At 57.6% G+C, this 20,021-nt stretch carries 20 protein-coding genes and 1 tRNA gene; 15 read left to right on the top strand and 6 right to left on the bottom strand.

Annotated features, from left to right (window positions below):
* The first annotated feature begins 109 nt into the window (after positions 1-109).
* A complete protein-coding gene (locus ACZ5GQ_RS00425; protein WP_498856707.1) occupies positions 110-676 on the top strand; it encodes a rubrerythrin family protein in 567 nt (188 codons plus the stop codon).
* 402 nt (positions 677-1,078) lie between these two features.
* Here the strand turns inward: ACZ5GQ_RS00425 and ACZ5GQ_RS00420 are convergent, their stop codons facing one another.
* The gene (locus ACZ5GQ_RS00420) at positions 1,079-1,228 is read right to left on the bottom strand and encodes a hypothetical protein (RefSeq protein ID WP_498856706.1); all 150 of its coding nucleotides are present in this window, start codon (positions 1,226-1,228) and stop codon (positions 1,079-1,081) included.
* Positions 1,229-1,256: 28 nt separating this feature from the next.
* On the opposite strand from ACZ5GQ_RS00420, the gene ACZ5GQ_RS00415 reads away from it, so the two are divergent.
* Both ACZ5GQ_RS00415 and ACZ5GQ_RS00410 read left to right on the top strand, forming a co-directional pair.
* On the top strand, positions 1,257-1,523 hold the full coding sequence (locus tag ACZ5GQ_RS00415) for a hypothetical protein (protein ID WP_498856705.1): 267 nt from the start codon (positions 1,257-1,259) through the stop codon (positions 1,521-1,523).
* A 35-nt stretch (positions 1,524-1,558) separates the two neighbouring features.
* Positions 1,559-2,629 (top strand): hypothetical protein, encoded by a 1,071-nt coding sequence (locus ACZ5GQ_RS00410; protein ID WP_498856704.1) that lies wholly within the window; start codon positions 1,559-1,561, stop codon positions 2,627-2,629.
* Between the two features lie 1,249 nt (positions 2,630-3,878).
* Here the strand turns inward: ACZ5GQ_RS00410 and ACZ5GQ_RS00405 are convergent.
* Complete coding sequence (locus tag ACZ5GQ_RS00405; RefSeq protein ID WP_498856703.1) at positions 3,879-4,229, bottom strand: hypothetical protein; 351 nt, start codon at positions 4,227-4,229, stop codon at positions 3,879-3,881.
* 530 nt (positions 4,230-4,759) lie between these two features.
* Between ACZ5GQ_RS00405 and ACZ5GQ_RS00400 the strand changes: the two genes are divergently transcribed.
* A complete protein-coding gene (locus tag ACZ5GQ_RS00400; protein ID WP_498856702.1) occupies positions 4,760-5,434 on the top strand; it encodes a hypothetical protein in 675 nt (224 codons plus the stop codon).
* A gap of 334 nt (positions 5,435-5,768) precedes the next feature.
* Here ACZ5GQ_RS00400 and ACZ5GQ_RS00395 read toward each other — a convergent pair whose 3' ends face one another.
* Positions 5,769-6,317, bottom strand: coding sequence for a hypothetical protein (locus tag ACZ5GQ_RS00395; RefSeq protein WP_498856701.1), 549 nt, complete (start codon positions 6,315-6,317; stop codon positions 5,769-5,771).
* Between the two features lie 179 nt (positions 6,318-6,496).
* Here ACZ5GQ_RS00395 and ACZ5GQ_RS00390 point away from each other — a divergent pair, with 179 nt between their 5' ends.
* The 4 genes from ACZ5GQ_RS00390 to ACZ5GQ_RS00375 all read left to right on the top strand — a co-directional run bounded on the left by ACZ5GQ_RS00390 (position 6,497) and on the right by ACZ5GQ_RS00375 (position 9,633).
* Positions 6,497-6,751: a hypothetical protein gene (locus tag ACZ5GQ_RS00390; RefSeq protein WP_498856700.1), complete on the top strand. Its 255-nt coding sequence runs from the start codon at positions 6,497-6,499 to the stop codon at positions 6,749-6,751.
* A gap of 20 nt (positions 6,752-6,771) precedes the next feature.
* Positions 6,772-7,788, top strand: coding sequence for a hypothetical protein (locus tag ACZ5GQ_RS00385; protein WP_498856699.1), 1,017 nt, complete (start codon positions 6,772-6,774; stop codon positions 7,786-7,788).
* Positions 7,789-8,000: 212 nt separating this feature from the next.
* Positions 8,001-8,567 carry a hypothetical protein gene (locus tag ACZ5GQ_RS00380; RefSeq protein WP_498856698.1) on the top strand — a complete coding sequence of 189 codons (567 nt, stop codon included), beginning with the start codon at positions 8,001-8,003 and terminating at the stop codon, positions 8,565-8,567.
* Between the two features lie 427 nt (positions 8,568-8,994).
* Entirely contained in the window at positions 8,995-9,633 is a 639-nt protein-coding gene (locus ACZ5GQ_RS00375) for a hypothetical protein (protein WP_498856697.1), read from the top strand.
* Between the two features lie 160 nt (positions 9,634-9,793).
* On the opposite strand, the gene ACZ5GQ_RS00370 is transcribed toward ACZ5GQ_RS00375, so the two are convergent.
* Both ACZ5GQ_RS00370 and ACZ5GQ_RS00365 read right to left on the bottom strand, forming a co-directional pair.
* A complete protein-coding gene (locus tag ACZ5GQ_RS00370; RefSeq protein ID WP_498856696.1) occupies positions 9,794-11,077 on the bottom strand; it encodes an integrase in 1,284 nt (427 codons plus the stop codon).
* A gap of 93 nt (positions 11,078-11,170) precedes the next feature.
* Positions 11,171-11,249: transfer RNA gene (locus ACZ5GQ_RS00365), tRNA-Arg, on the bottom strand.
* Positions 11,250-11,390: 141 nt separating this feature from the next.
* Here ACZ5GQ_RS00365 and ACZ5GQ_RS00360 point away from each other — a divergent pair.
* The 7 genes from ACZ5GQ_RS00360 to ACZ5GQ_RS00330 all read left to right on the top strand — a co-directional run bounded on the left by ACZ5GQ_RS00360 (position 11,391) and on the right by ACZ5GQ_RS00330 (position 18,550).
* A complete protein-coding gene (locus tag ACZ5GQ_RS00360) occupies positions 11,391-11,795 on the top strand; it encodes a hypothetical protein (RefSeq protein ID WP_498856695.1) in 405 nt (134 codons plus the stop codon).
* Between the two features lie 59 nt (positions 11,796-11,854).
* Positions 11,855-12,835 carry an amidohydrolase family protein gene (locus ACZ5GQ_RS00355; protein ID WP_498856694.1) on the top strand — a complete coding sequence of 327 codons (981 nt, stop codon included), beginning with the start codon at positions 11,855-11,857 and terminating at the stop codon, positions 12,833-12,835.
* Between the two features lie 120 nt (positions 12,836-12,955).
* A complete protein-coding gene (acs, locus tag ACZ5GQ_RS00350) occupies positions 12,956-14,926 on the top strand; it encodes an acetate--CoA ligase (protein WP_498856693.1) in 1,971 nt (656 codons plus the stop codon).
* Positions 14,927-14,930: 4 nt separating this feature from the next.
* The gene (locus ACZ5GQ_RS00345) at positions 14,931-15,494 is read left to right on the top strand and encodes an acetate uptake transporter family protein (protein WP_498856692.1); all 564 of its coding nucleotides are present in this window, start codon (positions 14,931-14,933) and stop codon (positions 15,492-15,494) included.
* 127 nt (positions 15,495-15,621) lie between these two features.
* A complete protein-coding gene (locus ACZ5GQ_RS00340) occupies positions 15,622-16,191 on the top strand; it encodes a GNAT family N-acetyltransferase (protein ID WP_498856691.1) in 570 nt (189 codons plus the stop codon).
* Between the two features lie 39 nt (positions 16,192-16,230).
* On the top strand, positions 16,231-16,914 hold the full coding sequence (locus ACZ5GQ_RS00335) for a TTX_0299 family putative ATP pyrophosphatase (protein ID WP_498856690.1): 684 nt from the start codon (positions 16,231-16,233) through the stop codon (positions 16,912-16,914).
* 112 nt (positions 16,915-17,026) lie between these two features.
* Complete coding sequence (locus ACZ5GQ_RS00330; RefSeq protein ID WP_498856689.1) at positions 17,027-18,550, top strand: ABC transporter substrate-binding protein; 1,524 nt, start codon at positions 17,027-17,029, stop codon at positions 18,548-18,550.
* Positions 18,551-18,584: 34 nt separating this feature from the next.
* Here the strand turns inward: ACZ5GQ_RS00330 and ACZ5GQ_RS00325 are convergent, their stop codons facing one another.
* The gene (locus tag ACZ5GQ_RS00325) at positions 18,585-20,021 is read right to left on the bottom strand and encodes an MFS transporter (RefSeq protein ID WP_498856688.1); all 1,437 of its coding nucleotides are present in this window, start codon (positions 20,019-20,021) and stop codon (positions 18,585-18,587) included.

Below are 20,021 nucleotides of genomic sequence, written 5' to 3'. Positions count from 1 at the left end.
GGCACCTCACTTAGACCTGACACCTGGGATTTTAACCCTTGAGCGCTTCAGGCGTTACCCAGCAGCCCAGCTTAAGTACTGCGACTGGCTAAGGCCTAAGGGGACCTTTATGAGCGAGAGCGGCCACCCGGCCATGACCCAGGACGCCCTGTCCTCAAGCTACGGCGGCGAGTCCATGGCCCACATGAGGTACCTGATATTCGCAGACATAGCCGAGAAGGAGGGGTTCAGGAACGTCGCAAGGCTCTTCAGGGCCATCGCTTTTGCGGAGCAGGTGCACGCGAGGAACCACTACCAGAGGCTTGAGAAGCTTAAGGCGCCCCTGAAGGTAGTGGCTGAAGCGCCCTTCGGGCCAGGGGACACGGCCAAGAACCTGGAGCTCGCAATAATGGGCGAGAGGTTTGAGGTGGAGGAGATGTACCCGGCCTACATAGAGCTCGCCAGGATGCAGGGGGACAGGGCCGCCGAGGTAACCTTCAGGTACGCCCTTGAGGCTGAGAAGATACACCTCAAGCTCTACCAGGAGGCCCTGGAGCACGTGAAGAAGGGGGAGGACATGCCGCTCGACGGCTACATCTGGATATGCCCCGTCTGCGGCCACACGTACGTGGGCAGGGAGCCGCCGCCCAAGTGCCCCATATGCGGCGCCCTGGGCAAGGACTTCGTGAAGTTCTGACGGGCCCGCCGGGACTTGAACCCCCGACCTCCGGCTCCGAAGGCCTAATCAAGTCATAAAAAGTTCCCGAGTTTCATGTGGTTCGGGAACCTGAAATAGTTTCGGATTTCCTCTCCGGCTTCCCAACCATTTAAGCTATTAGAGCAGGGAACCTTCAGGTTCTCAAAATAAATACATGGCTCGCCCCGTAACCCATGATCTCCCCGTTCCCGTCCTCAGCGGCGTCTAATTGTCCTCTACGAAGACGCAGGCCTCCTCGCTCAAGGCTGAGGCAGCTGCAGGACGCGGAGGGCCTAGAGCGCCCTGCCGCGAGGGTGAGACATCCAGGCCTTAGGGCCCTCAGCCACGCCTTGACCCGCGTTCTCGCCTTCGTCAAGGGACGCGAGCGTACCTCGCACGACCCTATGGGGCAGCGCCCTCCCAGCAGTCCTTGACGACGAACCCCTTCTGCTTGCGGAACCTCATGGATATCTCCAAGACCTCCAGCATTACCTCGCGCTCAGGTTCAGTATTCGGGGGCTCAAAGGGCCCGTCGAGGATGTCGCTGGGCACCCCAACGGCTGGCCGGGGGAACGTGTTCATGCACTACGTCCAGTACCTCTACCACAGGCGCCTCATATCGCCCGAGACCTTCGGGTGGATAATGGAGGTCGTGCCAGGCAGGTCTTACAGGCTCGACGTGAGGCCCTACCTCGTCGACGAGGACGAGCCGAAGAAGACACTGAAGCTCCTGAGGCGGAGGGGCCTGCTGCTCAGGCGTCCCCGCCATCGGAGGCGCCATGGTGGGCCTCAGTTGGCAAGCCACACCATGGTGGGCCTCAGTTGGCAAGCCACACTATGCAGTTAAGGTCCCTCACCACTTTCACCTCGGCGGCGGAGCGCTTGGGGCGACTGAGTAGTCTGTGGGCCTCCTTCCCTGGATCGGCCAAGGCCCAGGTGATAGCGGGCCTCGCCCTCGTTGTGATCATGGTAGTGCTCATAGCGCTCGCGGCCTCCCACCTCAGGTCTCCCGGCTCTCAGGTAGAGCTGGGCGCCGCCTTCGGCGTCGCCGGCACGGGCGCCTCGCTCCTGGCCATGGGGCTGGCGGAGAGGAGCAGATATGTGGAGTCTACCGCCGTGCTCGCCTTGGATGAGAGGGAGGGGATAAGCCCGCAGCCGTTAGACTGCAGTATCGCCTCACGGAGCTACCGTATAACTGCCATGATAGTCAACAGGGGGACCGCCCTCGCGCGGAGGGTGAGGGCCACGCTGACCCTCGAGCTCCTGAAGTGTAATACTGGCGGCCGCGAAGACCGCGACGCCGTAGGGTCCCACCGCGAGACCGAGCTAGGGCCCCGAACAAATGATGGCTGTAAGGGATGTTCATTTGACTGCTGCGAGCGCGGGAGCGAGATCCTTGAAGTCAACAGGCTTAGAAGCTACTTCGAGGACAACTGCCTATGCCCTAAGGCGCAACGACCGCTAGTCAATAGCGTGGTCTCGCTTAGGGTTAAGGAGGAGCTGCTCTCGTGGGCCGTCCCTGAGAACCAGGTGATGGCACCAGGGAGACCCGCGTACGGCTATGAGACCTCGATAGCGCCCGGCCAGGTCGCGAGGCTCCACCTCTTTGACCTATTTGAGCTCAGGGGCCCCAGCGGCAAGGATGATGGCGACGGAGGGCCGAAACCCTCCGAGCTGGAGATCAACTTCCACAGCGAGTATGAACATACTTGGGGCCCGATTTACAGGGCGTGCGTGAGGCTGGACGAGGACGTTGCGATCAGGGCTACAGTCAGGGTCTTTGGCGAGGGGGTTAGAAGACCTCTAGTCATCACGATGTGCCTGAGGCCCGAGTGCCTGAGGCGCCTCCTAGAACGGCTACGCGAGTGCCTCGGGGGAGCCAACTGCACGACTGACGACATAGCCAGGGCCTCACTTGAATGCCTGAACGCATCCTCTCGGCTTGAGAGCTGAGCGTGCAAGCCTAATGCAGCCCGCCCGCTGGCACTTTTGCCAACGGCCGCTGCCGCCCGTCCTAGCGGCCAGGCATGTAGCGACGTGGGCGCAACGTCCCGCGGGTAAACGCCCTGGGCTGGCGGGCTCGGACATGGCTTACCCTGGCAGTGATCAGCTGTCCTTGCCCCGCACGTCAGCAGCTTGAGCATGAGCGGCTAGGGCAGGAGCCGGTAAGCATCGTGAGCGACGTCCCGAGGTAAGCCGGGGGCTGGCAGGTCCCTTGTAGCACGGGCGCAGGGGCAGGGCCGTAGGGGCCGTAAGATACTGGCGGCTCGTAGGGGGAGGGGCTGCTTACCGCTACAGTTGTGATGGACGGACTCCCCTCAGCGTTGACGTAGTGCTGCTGCCCAGCGACATCGGCCTGCTGCAGTAATGGCGCGGAGGCTATGGTTAGGCTGGCGGTAGTGCTAGCGACGGTGTGCGAAGAGAAGACGTAGTCCGAGACGCGGTCCAGTAAGTGCACAGCCCCAGACAAGGCGCCGCTGAAGCAGCGCTCACAGGTGTCGGCGTGATGATGAACGGGGTGAAAGCAAGTTGCGCAGCTTATAGCAGTCAAGAGGCCCGTTATCGCAGTCACGGGGATTGTGACCCACCTTAGCCATTTCCTCTTGACATCTTGCATGTTCATTTAATCACCTCAATTAACCCTTCGAAGCGAACCTTATAAGCTTGTGACGACCCTGCTGTAGCCAGTTGCCTCTCGTCTTCGGCAAGACGTAGGGCCGCTAAGTGCGGTCGGCGTAGGGGCCTTGCCAGCGCCCGGGCTCGCGAGCCGGAGGCGGCGTAGGCCGCGCAGGCGCTCCCTCCGAACCCTAGGCCGCGGCCCCCAGGGCAATAGTCGCACCGCCGCATTGTACAAGTTTGTACAACTGGCCCAGCCCGCACGTCATTTTTCCAGGCCATGTTGAAAACAGCACCGTCATAGAAGCAGTTTTTCTTGGTCCGTTAAACTGCTACTCCCGTGTGGAACGGCGTTTTACCCATCGTTTACAAAACTGATAGATCATGGACGCCCCTACACAGTGGCACTGACCGCGACAGGGTGACTGGCTCACCCCCGGCCAGCGCGCAGCGACGGCAAGCGTCGGCCAGGCCTGCGTGGGGAGGCCGCGACGCCCCCAGGCCTAGGCCACGTAGTCAGCGCGCGCCTCCGAGCCCCGGCTTGTAAGCCCGCCCCACACTCAACGTGCTGGCCCAGCGCTAGGCCCTACGCCCCGCGGGCCGGGCTGCGCGCAGGCGACTCGGCGAGGCCCCTGACGACGCCGGTCAGGGGGCGGACTAGGCCCTCGAGGATCGTAAGGGCCCTCCCGGGCCCGCCCAGCCTCGCCGCCTCGGCCACGGCCTCCCCCACGGCCTCGGCAATGGCCGCCGACCAGGCGGCCGGATCGAGGACAAGGCCGGCCGCCAGCTGCCTGGAGACGGCGCGCGGGTCGGCCGGCCCCACGTAGCACCTCCTCGTCCTGCCCCGCTCGTAGTACAGGCCGTAGATGTACGCCCTGCCTCCCCTCCGCTCCACCACCAGCCTGTCGGCCCTCCTTCCGTCCCTGCACAGAGCCAAGCGGCGCCCCTGTGCGCGTGGGCGCCGGCGGCGTTAAGGCTGGGATATACGCCGCACAGCGCAAAGGCCCCGTGGCGGGGCCTGTGCGCGATCGGCGCCGCCCTGTGCGCAGCCCACGGCTCGACGACCCGGGCGGCTGGCCGCCTTAGCCCGAGGCAAGGCGTGTACAACTTTGTACAGCGGCCTCTACGGGCACAGAGCGCCCTTGCGACCCCCACCCCGCGACCGCCCCGCTCATAGTCCTCGGGCTCGCTGGCACAGGTGCCAGCGCGCCGCCGCGGGGCCCTCAGGGGCGAGAGCCATAGCCCATTTACAGGAGGCTTGACTAGTTCTTGCAGGGCGGCGCCGCCTGATGGCTGGCGGAGGCGCCGTTAACCTCGAGCCGTGTGGCCAAACCTGCACAAGTTTGTTTGTACAGGCAGCCCGCTGACAGCGTGAGGCGGCGCGGCCTCTGGGGCAGCTTGCAGGAGCGGCGAGGGCCATCGAAAGGGTTAAGGCGTTAGCCAGACCACAGCTTTCAGGGAGATCAGGTGAAGTGGATAGAGATCAACGTCTGCGTGAACGTCTATCAGGCCATGTACGATGCCCTAATCAGACTCGTCGACCCGCTGGCCTCCGAGTTCAAGGCCATGGCCAGGGACGGCTGCACGTGGCACTACCTCTGGGAAAACCAGCCCTGGCCCCTAACCCTAAGGGTAAGGTTCTACTGCGACGACGACGTGATAGAGAAGGTAGCTAGGAGGTTCGAGGAGCTCCACTCGTCGCTGGCCGCCTCGCAGCCGCCCTTGCTCTGCGGGTTCTGCTACGGAAGGCATGGCGAATGCGGCAAGGAGTACTCGGGCGAGGCCGACGAGTACGGCCCCAAGGGCTGGGAGCTCGTCAGCAGGATGCTCAACTTCGGCTCAGAGGTCGCCCTCGAGCTGATAAAGGCCGAGGGAGACGGCCTCATGGGGGGAGGCGACTTCAAGAAGCCACTGGAGGTGTACGTCGACCGCTACGTGCACCTATTCCTCGACCAGATGGCGGCTCGGATCGACGAGCTGCGGTTCTGCCTGGATCAGTTCATCGCGAGGTTCATCTACGTCCATGCACACGAATTGCCGTCGGGCGAGCTCGTCAAGCTCGTGGGGAGAATAGAGGGGGAAGTGATGGATCTCGTCAAGCGGAGGGCCGACGAGGCGCGGGCGGCCAGCGGTCGGGTCTAGTGGGCCCACATGGAGCTGGGGCCGCAGGTGGGCCTGCAGAAGCTTATGCCTGGCCTAGTGGCCTAGGCTAGGCTGCGGGCTGCTCGAGACAAGGGCAGCCGCGAAGATTTCATCGCGCGCACGGGGTCTCGTGGGCTACCGCGCCAGGCTACCTGTGGCGTTTGCCCGTGGCGACTTGCTCTCGGGCAAGCGGCCTGAAGCCCCGGCCTCCGGCTTGACCAAGTCATAAAAAGTTTCCGAAAGCTGCGTGGTTCGGGAACCAAAGTCACCTAGTGATAGTCTAAGAGATTTCATTCCTTTATCGCAACTATTCTGGGGTTCAAACCGTCCCTTATCAAAGTATTTTACCTCTACTGAACAACCTTTCCTCCCATTTCTCTATCATTTCCTTCTTCCCTTTGGTCAGTTTAAACGATCTACTACAGATTTCACACACGCCCCAAGGCCTATAGACATCGTGGGCATAAAGAAGCCTATCAGCTTCTAAGCGTATCTCGCTTCTAAACTCACTTATCTTCCCATCATCTAAAGGCTTTCTTAAACGCCTATAACCGCTACCAGTGGCTAAGTGCTGCAGGGCATATCTGATCTTATCGTTGTCAACGCTGGGTCTCTCGACAAGAGTGAAGGGAGGCTCCTCTGATATGATCTTAAACCCCTCGGCTATGAACTTTACGTGCTCCTCGCTTAGTTTAAGTCCAGGCAGCAGCTCCTCATGACCTGCAAGTACAATGCAAAGCCCCCTGGAGCCGCCCCTTTTATGAGTGGGGTTGGTGGTAATTATGATGTTTTTATTCTCTAGCTCCCTTATGCAAGGGTCTACCTTTTTCCAGTGCTTCCTGGGGTCCAAGTTAAGCTTGCGAAACAGCTCCTGCCTAGTCACGCAACTGTTCTTGCTCGACATAATATCAGCGATGGCATTGTAGGCTTCTAGGCACCGTTCAGGTAGGCCCTGGGGTGACTCAGACCTCTGAATCACCATCATCCATGTCATTATTAGCGAACTCAGCGATAAAATCACTTACTGCCTATCACCAGGACTTAACCTATAGGTGAGGAGAGGTGGGCCTTAGTAAGGTCGTTGGCAAGGACCTAATCCCAGTAGGGCTCAGGAACCTCACAAGGATGAGCGCGACGAACGAGAGGTACCTGATCTACCTCCCAGAGAGGCTAAACAACGTTTGGAGGGCCGTGTATGGCAGAGGGATCAGGGTCTACGTTTATGTGGAGATCCCCGAGGACCTAGGGGGCAGGCAACAGGCCAAGTCTAATGCCGAGGCTGACGCGCTCGCAAAGGTGAACGACGGTACTCCATAAAATCCGTGATGGTGAGTAAAATGGCCCTACACCCCTGTTACAGAAGCGTAAGCGATGCCCGTTTAAAGATTAGCAAAAACGCTGAAGGGCCTCTTAATGAACCTAGCAGGAGGAGGGGTCAACGCCAAAGGCTAAGCCTCACACCTAACGAGTACGCCGTCCTCTATTCCATAGGCCAAACGCTTTCTGTGAGCAACGTAAGGGGGATAGGGCGGTTTACAATACACGACATCGTTGAAGGGGTGAAGCTAAACTTTGGTTCAACGATAGACAGAAGGCATGTCTCTAGGATATTGCTACAGCTGGAGAGAAGGCTAGGCGGCGAGGTTATCTTCCGTGAAGGTAAAGGCAATTGGATTGGGGACTACGAAGCTGTATCTAACATAGTGAGGAACGTAAGCGTTAGGAAGGACAACAGGGGGTCGGTAGGCTATTCATCGTTACGTGTTCTGGAAAGGGGAGAAAGGCCTATTAATGAATTTATGGGGACAGGTGGCCTCGGAGGGGGCAAAAAAGAAGCAGAATACTGCATGAGCAAAAACGATGTAATAAAGGCTAGCAAAGGTGCAAAGGTAGGGGAGATATGTGTAAGGCCCTACACGACGTATTTTGACAACGTCCAGATGTATGATTACAACGGCAATTTTGTGAGGGGGGAGGTCGGCGTTATGGGAGTTGACAGGCTGGAATACGAGCTATCCCTTGGGGCCATGGTAAGGCACATGGAGGTCGAGATGTTCCTTAGCGACAGGTACGCTGAAGGGGTCAAGGGCTATTTGATAATGTATCGCGATAGGCGATACAATGTTAACAAGGTCTCCTGGAAGCCCCCAGCTGGCTACTTTAAAGGAAAGGGCCGGGAGGGGATAGCTCGGGTCATCCAAGACTTTTACAAAAACCTGTTATACCAAAGCCTGGCCCTTATCTCTGCGCTACAGAGGTCCCCATCCCACGTTAAGGAATCCTTCAATTATCTCGTCTGCAATGGTCATGAGCTGAGGGAAATTATAAAGGATTTATCCAAGTGCCGGGGGTGAGGCCTTGGTATCGCATGAAGAGGCTGTAAGGGTCCACGACGGCACCTGTGGCAAGCTTGTAAAGGTAGCTGGGGGAGGCCCTGCACGTTCTGCCCGGGCCGCGTGCACGGCCCCAGCCATGTCTGAGCCGCACGAAGGATTTCCGAGCACACAGCCTGAGCGGTTTCAGGAGGCTGTGACCTCATTGGCAAAATTGTCAATGGCGACCCGCCTTGAAGGCTATGTGCACCAACGGTAGGGGCGTGGAGAGCGTCGTCATAAGGCGGAAGAACAACAAGGAGTACTTATACGGGGTCTACTATGAGGGCTCCAAGACAAGGTTTTGCTACATCGGCCCGGCTGACCCCAAGAACATACTCTACAGCATGCCATATGCCTACCCCCTTAACCCCGACGCCTGGAGGTCTATCCTGCGCTCTTCGCTAGTTGAGCTTGTTAATAACATAAACGATGAGGGCGAGCTCAGGGCCCTGTATGAGCTGATAACCGGTGTAGCGAAAGAGATTGAAGAGGCTTTGGGCAAGGTAGGTAACGGGGAGGACCATCAAGCGGCTACCAGGCAGGCCCAGGGACAGCCATCGGGTGGGCAGCAGGCGTTGGTCTTCAAGTGCAGAGCTAAATGCGTGGGAGACTCAGCATACCTTGTTTCGTGCAGCGACGGCCGTGTGGGGCTCGTGCCAAAGGAGTCCCTTGTAGAGCTTGTCAACAGGTTCAGAGAATCCTATGAGATAGAGAGTAATTGCAAGGGCCGTAAGGGCTTCAATCCAGGGCATATATAGGTAGGGCTGATTCTAAGGTAATAGCCCCGCTCTACATAGGACGGACCTTATATGTCCCCAGCGTTATAAGAAGGCGTCCTCGCGGCTCCATTGTCAAAATTGGCAATGTAAATAGGCGGCATAGGGCATTGGTGTAGCCCTGAGATGAACTGCATCGGCTACACGGCATGGTATATACTCAAGGCGATGGTTGTACAAGGTTGTACGCTCAACGAGAAGCGCACTGGGAAGAGTTTAGCCTACCATGCCAATAAGGTCTTTCATTTTCCAATAAGGTATACCCACTGGGAATTTCCGTCAAAGATGTTCACCTTTTAATCAATTCATATCTTTATTATTTGTTTTTTCTATTATAAATGCTATTAGTATCTATTTTTAGTAAAACGTTTATTCTTGAGTTAATATTCATATACAGTGGGTGATATAGTTGCCAATAAGTAGATCCTCATTAAGCAAAAGGTTGTTAGCTGCAATTATAGCTATTGTGGTTGTAGTGATAGTAGTAGGAACTTTTGCTGGTTACTACCTTACCAAAAAATCCACCACTAATGAAGTACCAGTAACTGTTACCATAGGAGTACCAGTAACTACCACAATTACTAATACATATACAGTCCAATCATTACAAGCCCTTAATAATATATTACCTTCTTCCTATGTGTTTAGCTTATCTGCAGGACAGTACCTTTATATGAACTTTACAGTACCAAGTTATGCAACTAATGCTTATGTAAATGGATCTTACACTTCTACTAATGGGGTTGCGGTCTTAATTCTAACACCAGTAGAATTTGGAGCTTTCACTCAAAATCAATGGAATGTTATAAACTCAGGTGATTACGTTTGGTATTCTGGATATAATGGAGGAGCTACAATAGATGCTTCTTTAGTGCCAGGCCAGACATACTATCTGGTGTTCTATGATGGTAACTTGATACATAGTGACACTATAACAGTAATTAGTCCTATAACACTATGGGGCTATGTGCCATCAGAGGTTACTAGTACTACAACTATTGTAACAACTAGCTATACAACAACAGTTACATATACACAAGTCAGCTAATTAATATTACATTTTAAATTTATTTAAAATTTTAAATCTTTTTTAAGAAGTCATGTATCAACAGAGAATCATAGGCCCGATATCAAAAACGTTGATTATATTTTGATGTAAATTAAATAATAGTATTATGGACAAGGTCAAATAAAAAAAGATTATTAGGTTAATACTCAACTTTGTTTTCCAACAATTCTAGGTATTTCGTATAGTATTGGTCTGCCTCTGTTAATAGGTCTTCATACCTTGCTTCACTTATCTTCAATTCACCAAACCTTGACTGTATAAACCTGGCAATTTCTCTAGGCATGACCTCTATAAGGAGCCTCCACGACACCTTCCTAATGTATTTAGGTAAGACCAGGTTGTTCCTCCTCGCGTACCTCGTCACCTGGTCTTTATTAATATGCCTAGGAGATATCTTCTCTATTAACTTTAAAGTATCATTGCTGAAGTAGACCCAGTCGCATGGCTTGTTGCCCTCCCTCAATCCAAGGTAGTACCTTGAAAAGCCTTGAAGCGTCACCAGCCTCTTAGTAAAGGTATCGTCGATTTCAACCTCCTCTTTAGGGTTCCAGCCCTCTATCAGCTTCACCGCGTGGTCCCTCCTTATGCCGGACTCGAGCATTAGCCTGTAAACCGCGTAGTAGACCTCGTGGTTCTCCCTTAAGAAGTCAAGCGTTGACTTAACGTCCTCTACCCTTATCTGATATGGCCTGACGCTCAGCCTGTAGCTCCTGGAGGGCACGGCCTCCATCACCCAGCCAAACGCTTCAGGGCTTACCCTCCTCTTCAGGTACAGGTACTGTATGTAGTGCCTGAACACGTTCCTCAGCCACCTGTTTTCGTGGTTTGCAACGTAGTCGACGAGCGCCTCGCTGAGCTCCCTGCCCCTTAGGTACCTGTTGAAGAGGGACCTGTAGTAGTTAAGGGTTCCCTCAGTCTTCACCTTCCTCCTCCTCTTCCTCTCTGAGAGGAAGTCCTCGAAGCCCTCGTCCCACTCCATCTTCACGTTTGACAGGCCTATGCCGAGCATCCTCCTCAGCTCTTCCCTGTACTCCTTGACAACGTAGGTAAGAATGGCGTTTTTCAGGTACTCATCCCTGGAGGCCAGGGCTATTACCTCTAAGGCCAAGGAGTAGTCAATAGTATCTCCTTTTATAATCCCCAACGCCTTTAACCTATCCCACTCCCCCACTGTGTTGTCAAACTCCTCCTTTCGAAGCAGCTTTATTGCCTCCCCTACGACTTCATCAGGCACCCTCCTCTGCCTAGACAAATACCTGTGCATGCTGGACTTAGCGATGTTCAGCGCCTTGCACGCCTCGTTAAAGCCTAGCTTGTCCTTAACGTAATTGATAATGTTGAACCTGACGTCCTCATCTAGGGCGTTAACGTTAACCTTGCTATACCATTCTTCCCTATCGATTTCATTCTTAATTTCTTGCATGAGTTCCCGCCACTCCCATAAACCGGGAACCAACACCAGCTGATGTAAACCCTAAAGGCAGAGCTTAGAAGTTTATATGAAATTTATGACTTGTGGCGGGCCCGCCGGGACTTGAACCCGGGACCTCCGGCTCCGAAGGCCGGCGCGCTGGTCCTGGCTACGCCACGGGCCCATCTACAAGGTGGGACAGGGGGACATTATTTCTTTCTGGTGCTCCGCGGCAACGCGCAGGGACCCATAATCTTTATGAAGAGCCCTTGAATATATTTATGCTCACGCATTAGCAAGCTCCAGTCTTGGTACGGGGTGCGTCTTGGCAAAACAGGTCCAGTGCAACTCCATAGGGGTCTCCGTGAGGTTCGGTAACGTCACATGCTACGATGACGGCAGCATAGTGGTTGAGGGGCCCGCGGTGCTCTGGGTCTCAAAGGCTCTGATGGGCGTTGACGGCAGGTCCAGGAAGGTGGGCAGCGTGCAGAGGGCCATAATGGACGCCATCTCCAGGGGGCTCCACACTAGGGAGGAGATAGCGTCGAGCGTGGGCATCTCCATAGGCTCCCTGGGCTACTCGCTGACCTCGCTTGTGAGGAAGGGGCTTGTAATACTCGTCAAGGCGACCTCAGGGGGGCCTTGCAGGTCCTACTACTTCCTGCCGGGCCAGGACATACAGGCCTACCTCACAGCCAACAGGCTGGTGCCCTGCCGCAAGTCCTCATGAGGGCACACGGCTGTATACATATTAACTTCACTTGCCCACCCGCGGCACAGGCGCAGCTAATGAAGGCCGATGTTCCAGTGGAGTGTATAATAGATGCACACGTCCACATGCCGCTGCTTAGGGAGAGGGGGGAGGTGAACAGCTACATAAGGGGCCTCGTGGACAGCGGTGTCGGCGGCGCAGTGCTCCTGGGCATACCCCCCTTCAAGGAGGTCCTGGCGTCCATATCCATCGACGAGGTGAAGAGCGAGCACGAGAGGGTGAGGGGGCTCATAGAGAAGCTTGCTAGCGACATAATGGACCAGCTGGAGCCCGAGAGCCTATACCTGTCGGCCGTTAGGCTCTCCGAGAGCTTCTGCTCCTTCGCAAGGCACTCGGAGCTAGCGGGGGTAGTCAACTTCCCGGTCATGTACCCGGCCAACCTGAGCCTGGGCCCGGACGAGCTTGCGAGGCAGCTTGAGGAGGCCATTTCCATGGGCTTCAGGGGCTTCAAGGTGATATCGACCCTCTTCCTCAAGTACCTCAACTCGGAGCAGGTGGAGGCCGTGATAGACGTGGCTGAGAGGAAGGGGGTACCGGTGGTAGTCCACGGGGGCTGCGACCCAGGCATATGGGAGCTGCCCAGGTACTGCAAGTACGGCGACCCGTCAAGGCTCGAGCCCGTGCTCTCAAGGCACAGGGACGCCACGGTAGTGGTGGCCCACGCGGGCGGCTACAGCGCAATAGCCCCTGGGGTCTTCTTTGAGGAGGCCCTCTCGCTCGCCAGGAGGTTTGAGCGCGTCTACGTGGACACCTCGGCCCTGCCCCCTCAGCTGGTGCCCGTGGTCCTCAGGGACTTCCCGGCCGGGAAGGTCCTCTACGGCTCAGACTATCCGGCGGTCGCGAACTCCAGCCTGAGGGAGTACATGGAGGACGTCTTCATGACCCTCCTGGCCTCAGGCTGGAGGGGCAAGGAGCTTGAGGGCTACGCCCACGGCGTAGCCGAGGAGGTCTTCAAGGCCTCCTGCATTACCCCGCTCTACGAGCGCGTGGGGCTTTGATGTAATAAAAGCGCTTTTTATATTATAAAACAGTGGGAACATTTACATAATAAGCCCACAATAGAAACTTTTTAAACTAATCCAATTCTGTATACAAAATGAGAAGAGGAGGTGGGGTTCTTGTCAGAGTCGTCTTCACAACAGGAGATAGAGCTCCTCCCCTACGGTGAGAAGTACCACCCGTACCACAACAAGTACGTTGACTTCTGGAGGCAGAGCCTGGCGGACCCCATAAAGTTCTGGGACGAGAGGGCCAGGGAGCTGGTGTGGTACCGCACCTGGGACAAGGTGCTTGACGACTCCAACCCGCCCTTCTACCGCTGGTTCGTCGGCGGCGAGACCAACATAAACCTGAACGCCCTGGACAGGTGGATGAACACGCACGTGGCAAACAAGGTCGCTTACTACTGGGAGGGCGAGGACGGCACCACGAGGGTGCTCAGCTACAGGGACCTCTTCCGCGAGGTCAACAAGTTCGCCAGGGCCCTGCAGGACCTCGGCGTCAAGCCCAACGACACGGTCACGATCTACCTGCCGATGATACCTGAGCTCCCGATATCCATGTTGGCAGTCACCAGGATAGGCGGGATACACAGCGTGGTCTTCTCGGGCTTCAGCCCCTCGGCCCTGGCCGACAGGATAGTGGACGCAAAGTCTAGGGTTCTAATAACGGCCGACGGCTACTGGAGGAAGGGAAAGGTGGTTGAGCTCAAGAAGAACGCCGACGAGGGCGTCAGGCTGGCCGAGGAGAGGGGAGTAAAGGTAGACAAGGTCATAGTCGTCAGGAGGCTGGGCAACCAGATCTCCTGGAACGAGGGCAGGGACGTCTGGTACCACGAGCTCGTCTCTAAGTACCCGGAGAACACCTACGTGAAGCCAGTTCCAAGGAAGGCCGACGACGTGCTCTTCATACTGTACACCAGCGGCACCACGGGCAAGCCCAAGGGAATCATGCACAGCGTCGGCGGCTACATGGTGTACGTCTACAACGTGTTCAAGTGGAACTGGGACATAAGGCCCGAGGACGTGCACTGGACGATGGCTGACGTGGGCTGGATAACGGGGCACACCTACATAGTCTACGGCCCGCTGCTGAACGGCGCCACGGAGGTCATGTACGAGGGGGCCATAGACTACCCGCAGCCTGACAGGCCTTGGCAGATAGTCGAGAGGTACGGAGTCACGATATTCTACACTAGCCCGACAGCCCTGAGGATGCTGAGGCAGTACGGCGACGAGTGGGTCAAGAAGCACGACCTCTCGACGCTCAGGATACTCGGGAGCGTGGGCGAGCCCATAAACCCTGACGTCTGGAAGTGGTACTTCGAGGTTATCGGCGGGGGAAGGTGCCCCATAGTGGACACCTGGTGGATGACGGAGACAGGGGCGGCCATGATAGCCCCGGCCCCAGGCATATCGCTCGTGCAGCTCAAGCCTGGCTCGGCCACCTTCCCGATGCCGGGCATAGAGGCCGACGTGCTCGACGAGAACGGGAAGCCGACTCCGCCTGGCGTTAAGGGGTACCTGGTCATAAAGAGGCCGTGGCCCGGCATGCTGCTGGGAGTCTGGGGAGACCCGGAGAGGTACGTCAAGACCTACTGGTCCAGGTTCCCAGGCTACTTCTACCCGGGCGACTATGCCGTGAAGGACGAGGAGGGCTACTTCTGGCTGCTCGGCAGGGCCGACGAGGTACTCAAGGTGGCTGGCCACAGGATAGGCACGGCTGAGCTTGAGGACACGCTCATAAAGCACCCCGCGGTCGCCGAGGCCGCCGTCATAGGGGCCCCTGACCCGATAAAGGGAGAGGTTCCCGTGGCCGCCGTGGTGCTCAAGGCGGGCTACAGCCCCAGCGAGGAGCTGAAGAAGGAGCTCATAGACATGATTAGGACCAACATAGGGCCCATAGCGACGCCCAAGGCAATACTGTTCGTCAGCAAGCTGCCAAAGACCAGGAGCGGCAAGATCATGAGGAGGCTGCTGAAGGACATAATGGAGGGCAGGCCGCTGGGCGACACCACGACGCTTGAGGACCCAACCGCCGTGGACGAGCTCAAGAGGGCGTGGGACGAGTTCAAGGCCCAGATGGGGTGAGCCCTTGAGCCAGGACCAGCCATTCGCAGACCCCAGCTCCCTGGGCCTCTGGGGCTTCGCGCTTACCACCATAGTGCTCAGCCTCCACAACGCTGGCCTGGTGCCAACGGCTGGCCTCACCCTGGCCTACGCCTTCTTCTGGGGAGGGGCAGCCCAGGTGTTCGCCGGCTGGATGGACTTCAAGAGGGGCAACATGCTCGGCGGCACGGCCTTCAGCACATACGGCCTCTTCTGGATAGGCCTCGCCATGGCGTTTGTGCTGAGCAGCTGGGACCCCTCGGTGTTCAGCATGAGCGGGGCCGAGATAGGCGCCTGGTTCATTCTCTGGGGCGTGCTGACGTTAGTGTACACGGTGGGCGCCTACATGGCCAAGGCGAGGGTGTTGACGTCGGTGCTGGCCCTCCTCACGCTAACCTTCTGGGTGCTGGGCGCGGCGTTCTTCTCGGGCAGCGCAGCCATAACTAAGGCAGGGGGGTGGATAGGCCTCATAACTGGGCTGGACGCCCTCTACCTTGGGGCTGCCCTGCTAATTAACTGGGTCGCCAGGAGGCAGGTGCTGCCGGCCTAAGGCATGATTTAGCTTGGCTCTACCTTGAGCGGCTTGGTCCCACCGAAGTGCCCGTAACCATGATCTCACGGCTCATTTTTCCTCAATTTATATATTTGTTATCTTGCATTTTTAGCGCGGTGGACCCTTGAGCTCCTGCAAGAGGGAGAGGCTCGCCACCCTGGGCAGCTACTCCATTGAGCTCCTCTGCCCCGAGGACGCCAAGTACGTGGTCGCCTTTTACTCTTCGCTGGACGCCTTCTCGCTCTACTACAGGTTCCTGGGAATATTCAAGGACTTCGAGGGCCATGCCAGGAGGCTCTTCTCGGGCCAGTGCAACTACGCCATAGGCGCCTTCCTTGGCAATGACATCGTTGCCCTGGGCGAGGGCTTCTCTGACTGCAGGAGCGCCGAGCTAGCCTTCGCAGTGAAGGAGGAGCACAGGAGGAGGGGGCTCGCGACAGTGATAGCGGCACTGCTCATACTTGAGGCCTACAGGAGGGGGATTAAAACCATGGAGGCCTACATGCACAGCGACAACTACGCCGCAATAAGGATAGGCGAGAGGGTCGGGCTTAACCTTGAGTGCGAGGGGGAGGTGTACCACGGGAAGGCAGAGGTCGCTAAGGTAAGGGACAGGTGCATGGCGGCAATAAAGGAGAAGGGCGGCTCCCTGGAGCCCTGGTACCTTGAGGCCATATCGTCAGTAAGGCCTTAGGCATTTAATCCCTTGAACTCCAGCCCTGCTGGGACCAGGATGGGAAACAGGGTCGCCATGTTCTCGGGCGGCAAGGACGGCCTGAGGGCGGCCTCGCTGGCGTGGCCTGTCGACGTCTTCCTGTTCCTAATATATGACTTCCCGGAGCCAAGCCCCCACATAGAGAACGTCCACGCAACCATAGCCGAGGCCTCCCTCATAGGGAAGCCCATAGTGGTCGCAAGGCTTGACAGGGGCAAGGAGTTCGAGGAGACAGCCGACCTGCTGAGGAGGCTTAACGCGGACAAGCTCGTAGCGGGCGATGTCTTTGTTGAGGACCACCTTAAGTACATGGAGTCCCTGGCCTCCGAGGCTGGGGCGTCACTCCTTGAGCCGCTGTGGGGCCAGGACACGCTGGAGATCCTCATGAAGGACCTTGAGGAGGGGTACTCGATGAAGGTCCTGGGGGCGAGGACCAGGGCGCTGAGGAGGGCGGTTGGCGAGGTGATAGACAAGCACAACGTTGAGTGGTTCCTGTCGCTCGCCAAGAGCGACGGGGCCGACCCACTTGGTGAGAACGGGGAGTATCACACAGTAGTCGTTAACTCCCCGCTTCACAGGGCCCCGCTCAGGACGTTCAACGTCAGGAGGATATCAATGGAGTGCTGCGACATAGAGCTTGTGGCAGCCCCGTTTAACCAGGTAGCCCTGGGCCCCTACATGAAGGCCTTTGGCACGCCCTAGGCCTATAGAGGCCGCGTGGCTCTACGTAAACTACTTACCTTACGTTTTAATAGGTAGCCAGCGGGAGGGAGCCTTTTATAGCTATGCTAGCCAGGAGTCAGGCGGGTTCAGTTTGGGAAACGGTCGCGGCGCGATATCCACGGCCGCCCTGGCGGCCGTAGTCGTTGTCATAATAGTTATTGCAGTGGCCGGCGCCGTCATATATTACACGCACAGGCCCTCAAAGGTAACAAAGTCAACACCAACAACTACAGCCACATCAGCTACCACGACATCAACGTCGACGAGCTCCCAGCAGGTCACGCTAACGATAGCCACTTACACCGGCGCGCCGCAGCAGTTCCTAAGCATGGCGGCCCAGCTCTTTGAGCAGGAGCACCCGGGCGTCGTAATTAAGGTCGACGCCTACCCCTTCACGGAGTACATTACCAATGAGCTCACGGTCCTGAAGGCCGGCGAGAGCTCCTATGACATAGTGACCTTCACGCCCACCAGCGCAAGGCTGCTAGCGCCTTACCTGGTGCCCCTAAACTCCTCCGTGATAAACATCAGCGACATGCTCTGGCCGGCTGAGAGCTTCGGCGGCGTGATATACAACGTGACCACCAACACCTCTGAGATAGTCGGCGTGGCCCCGTGGGTCTCGAACGTGCTCATAATATATAACACCAAGTACTTTGACAACGCCACCCTGCAGCAGGAGTTCTATGATGAGTACCACATGCAGCTGAACCCATGGACCTGGCACAACTGGACTGTGGTTGTTGACGTGAGCCAGTTCTTCGTAAGCCACAACATAACTAAGTACGGCGTCCTCATAATGGACGACACCGCGGGAGGAGACCTGGACTCAAGCTTCGAGTCCATATACGGCTGGTTCTACATACATAACCAGAGCCTGAACTGCGGCACCATACACGGCATACCTGGCTTCGGCATAGAGTTCTACGGCTGCTACCCCAAGGGCTGGACCTACCCGTTCCCGCCGCCCGCCATAAACACCTCGGCCGGAGTCCAGGCCCTTGAGATACTGAGGCAGCTGGTCAGCTACGAGCCCTCGCCCACCGTGTTCCAGGTGTCGTTTGACAACACGCCAGAGCTCTTCGCCGAGGGCTATGGGCCCGCAGCCGTTAACTACGCCTCGAGGCTGGCCGCCATACTGGCCCAGAACGTGAGCCCGAGCGAGGTGGGCCTGGCCCCGCTCCCCGGCAACTACTCCATGGCTGGGGGCACCTACTTTGGGATAAGCAGGTACTCGCAGAACAAGGCCCTGGCCCTGGAGTTCCTGCAGTTCATAGAGTCGCCGCAGGTCCAGGAGGAGATGTTCCTGAAGCTGGGCCTCTTCCCGATATCGAAGCAGGCCTACAGCAGCCTGCTCTCGAACTCCTCGCTGCCCGCCTATGAGAAGAACTGGCTGCTGGCCAACGAGATCTCAGCCGAGTACGGCAACGCCTGGGAGCCGCTGATACCGGTGACATACCAGCTCGGCAACGCCCTTGGCGACGCGCTGCTTAGCTACCTGGAGAACCCGACCAGCCAGAGCCCGCAGCAGGTGCTCAACTCGGTGGCGGCGCAGTACATAAGTATATTGAAGGCGTACTACACCACCTCAACGACTACGACCTCCTCCTCGTAACTTGCTAAATCCAGGCCACCTTCTTTTTTGTACCTCAGCTCCTGCCCCTGACCGCTGAGGCCACGGCGCCCGCCACGACAAGCCATATCATAACCATGTATATAGTCCTGAGGCCGTGAACGAAGCTCACGGCGCTGGCCACCTGGGTGGCCGGCAGCCCCGTGAACACAGCGACAAGGACTCCCCTGGGAATATAGGAGGCCGCCAGGGCGCTTGCGACTGCCAGGCTCAGCGACTGGCCAGCGAACCTCATCAGGTTAAGCGTGCCCGAGGCCACCGAGAGCCTGTCCCTGGGGGCCGCGCCCATAACAGAGGCCGTGTTGGGGCTCGAGAAGAGGCCCATGCCTACTCCTATGAGCGTGGCCCTCCACGTTATGTCCTGGAGGGAGGCCCTCAGGCCGAGCTGCATCAGGAGCGCCAGACCAACGGCTATTATTGCCATCCCTGCAGTGGCCAGGGGCCTCGCCCCCACCCTGTCAGAGAGCCTTCCGCTTATGGGCGAGAGCACCACCATGGCCAGGGAGAGCGAGAGCAGGGCCAGGCTCACGTATATGGGCCTTACGCCCAGGATCTCTATCATGTAGTAGCTCAGGAAGAAGGGCACGAAGAAGTACCCCGTGTAGTTGAGCAGCGCCGCCAGGTTCCCCGCTGAGAAGGGCACGTACCTGAAGAGCCTCAGGTCAAGGAGGGCGCGCGGCCCAAGCCTCGACTCCCTCACGGCGAAGGCCGCTATGAGGACCAGGCCTGCCCCAAGCAGGGACAGGTATGTGGCGGACCAGCCCTCGAAGGCCCCGGCGGTGAGGCCCATTAGGGTGAGCCATACCCCCGCCGCCGCAAGCAATCCCCCTAGGAGGTCCAGGGGCTCTTCAGCGGGCTCGGACTCCCTAAGGTAGGCCTGCGACAGGGCGTAGCCCAGGGCGGCCAGGGGCACCGTGACCAGGAAGACCCACCTCCAGCTGGGCACGCCGGCTATGTACTTGAAGCTGGTTATAGCGCCTCCCACCACTGGCCCTACGGTTGTCCCTGTGTAGACTGCGAGCGTCCAGTAGCCGAAGGCTTTGCCCCTCTCCCACGGCGGGTAGGTCTCAGTAATTATGGCGCCGCTGTTGGAGAGTATCATAGCTGCCCCGAGGCCCTGCACGGCCCTCCAGAAGTCAAGCTCGAGGCCGCTGAGGGAGAGGGCGCACATGACGGTTCCAAGGGTGAAGATTAGGAATCCTATCGTGAAGACCCTCTTCCTGCCCCTGACGTCGCCCAGCCTGCCGAAGAGCAGGAGGAAGGCGGAGAGCGACGTGAGGTAGCCCATGGGAACCCATATGGTCTCCAGGTAGGTCGCGTGGGACCCCCTAGCTATGGCCGGCAGGGAGACGCTGACTATAGTGCTGTCCAAGGGGGTCAGGATCGCAGCGAAGGAAGTAACTATCGAGACCAGCCTTAGGTACTCCCTGGGGTACCTCCAGGGGCGGGACAA

It is taken from the genome of Caldococcus noboribetus (assembly GCF_055389385.1).
Note: the sequence above shows the minus strand (reverse complement) of the source record. Positions and strands in the feature narration are given on the sequence as shown.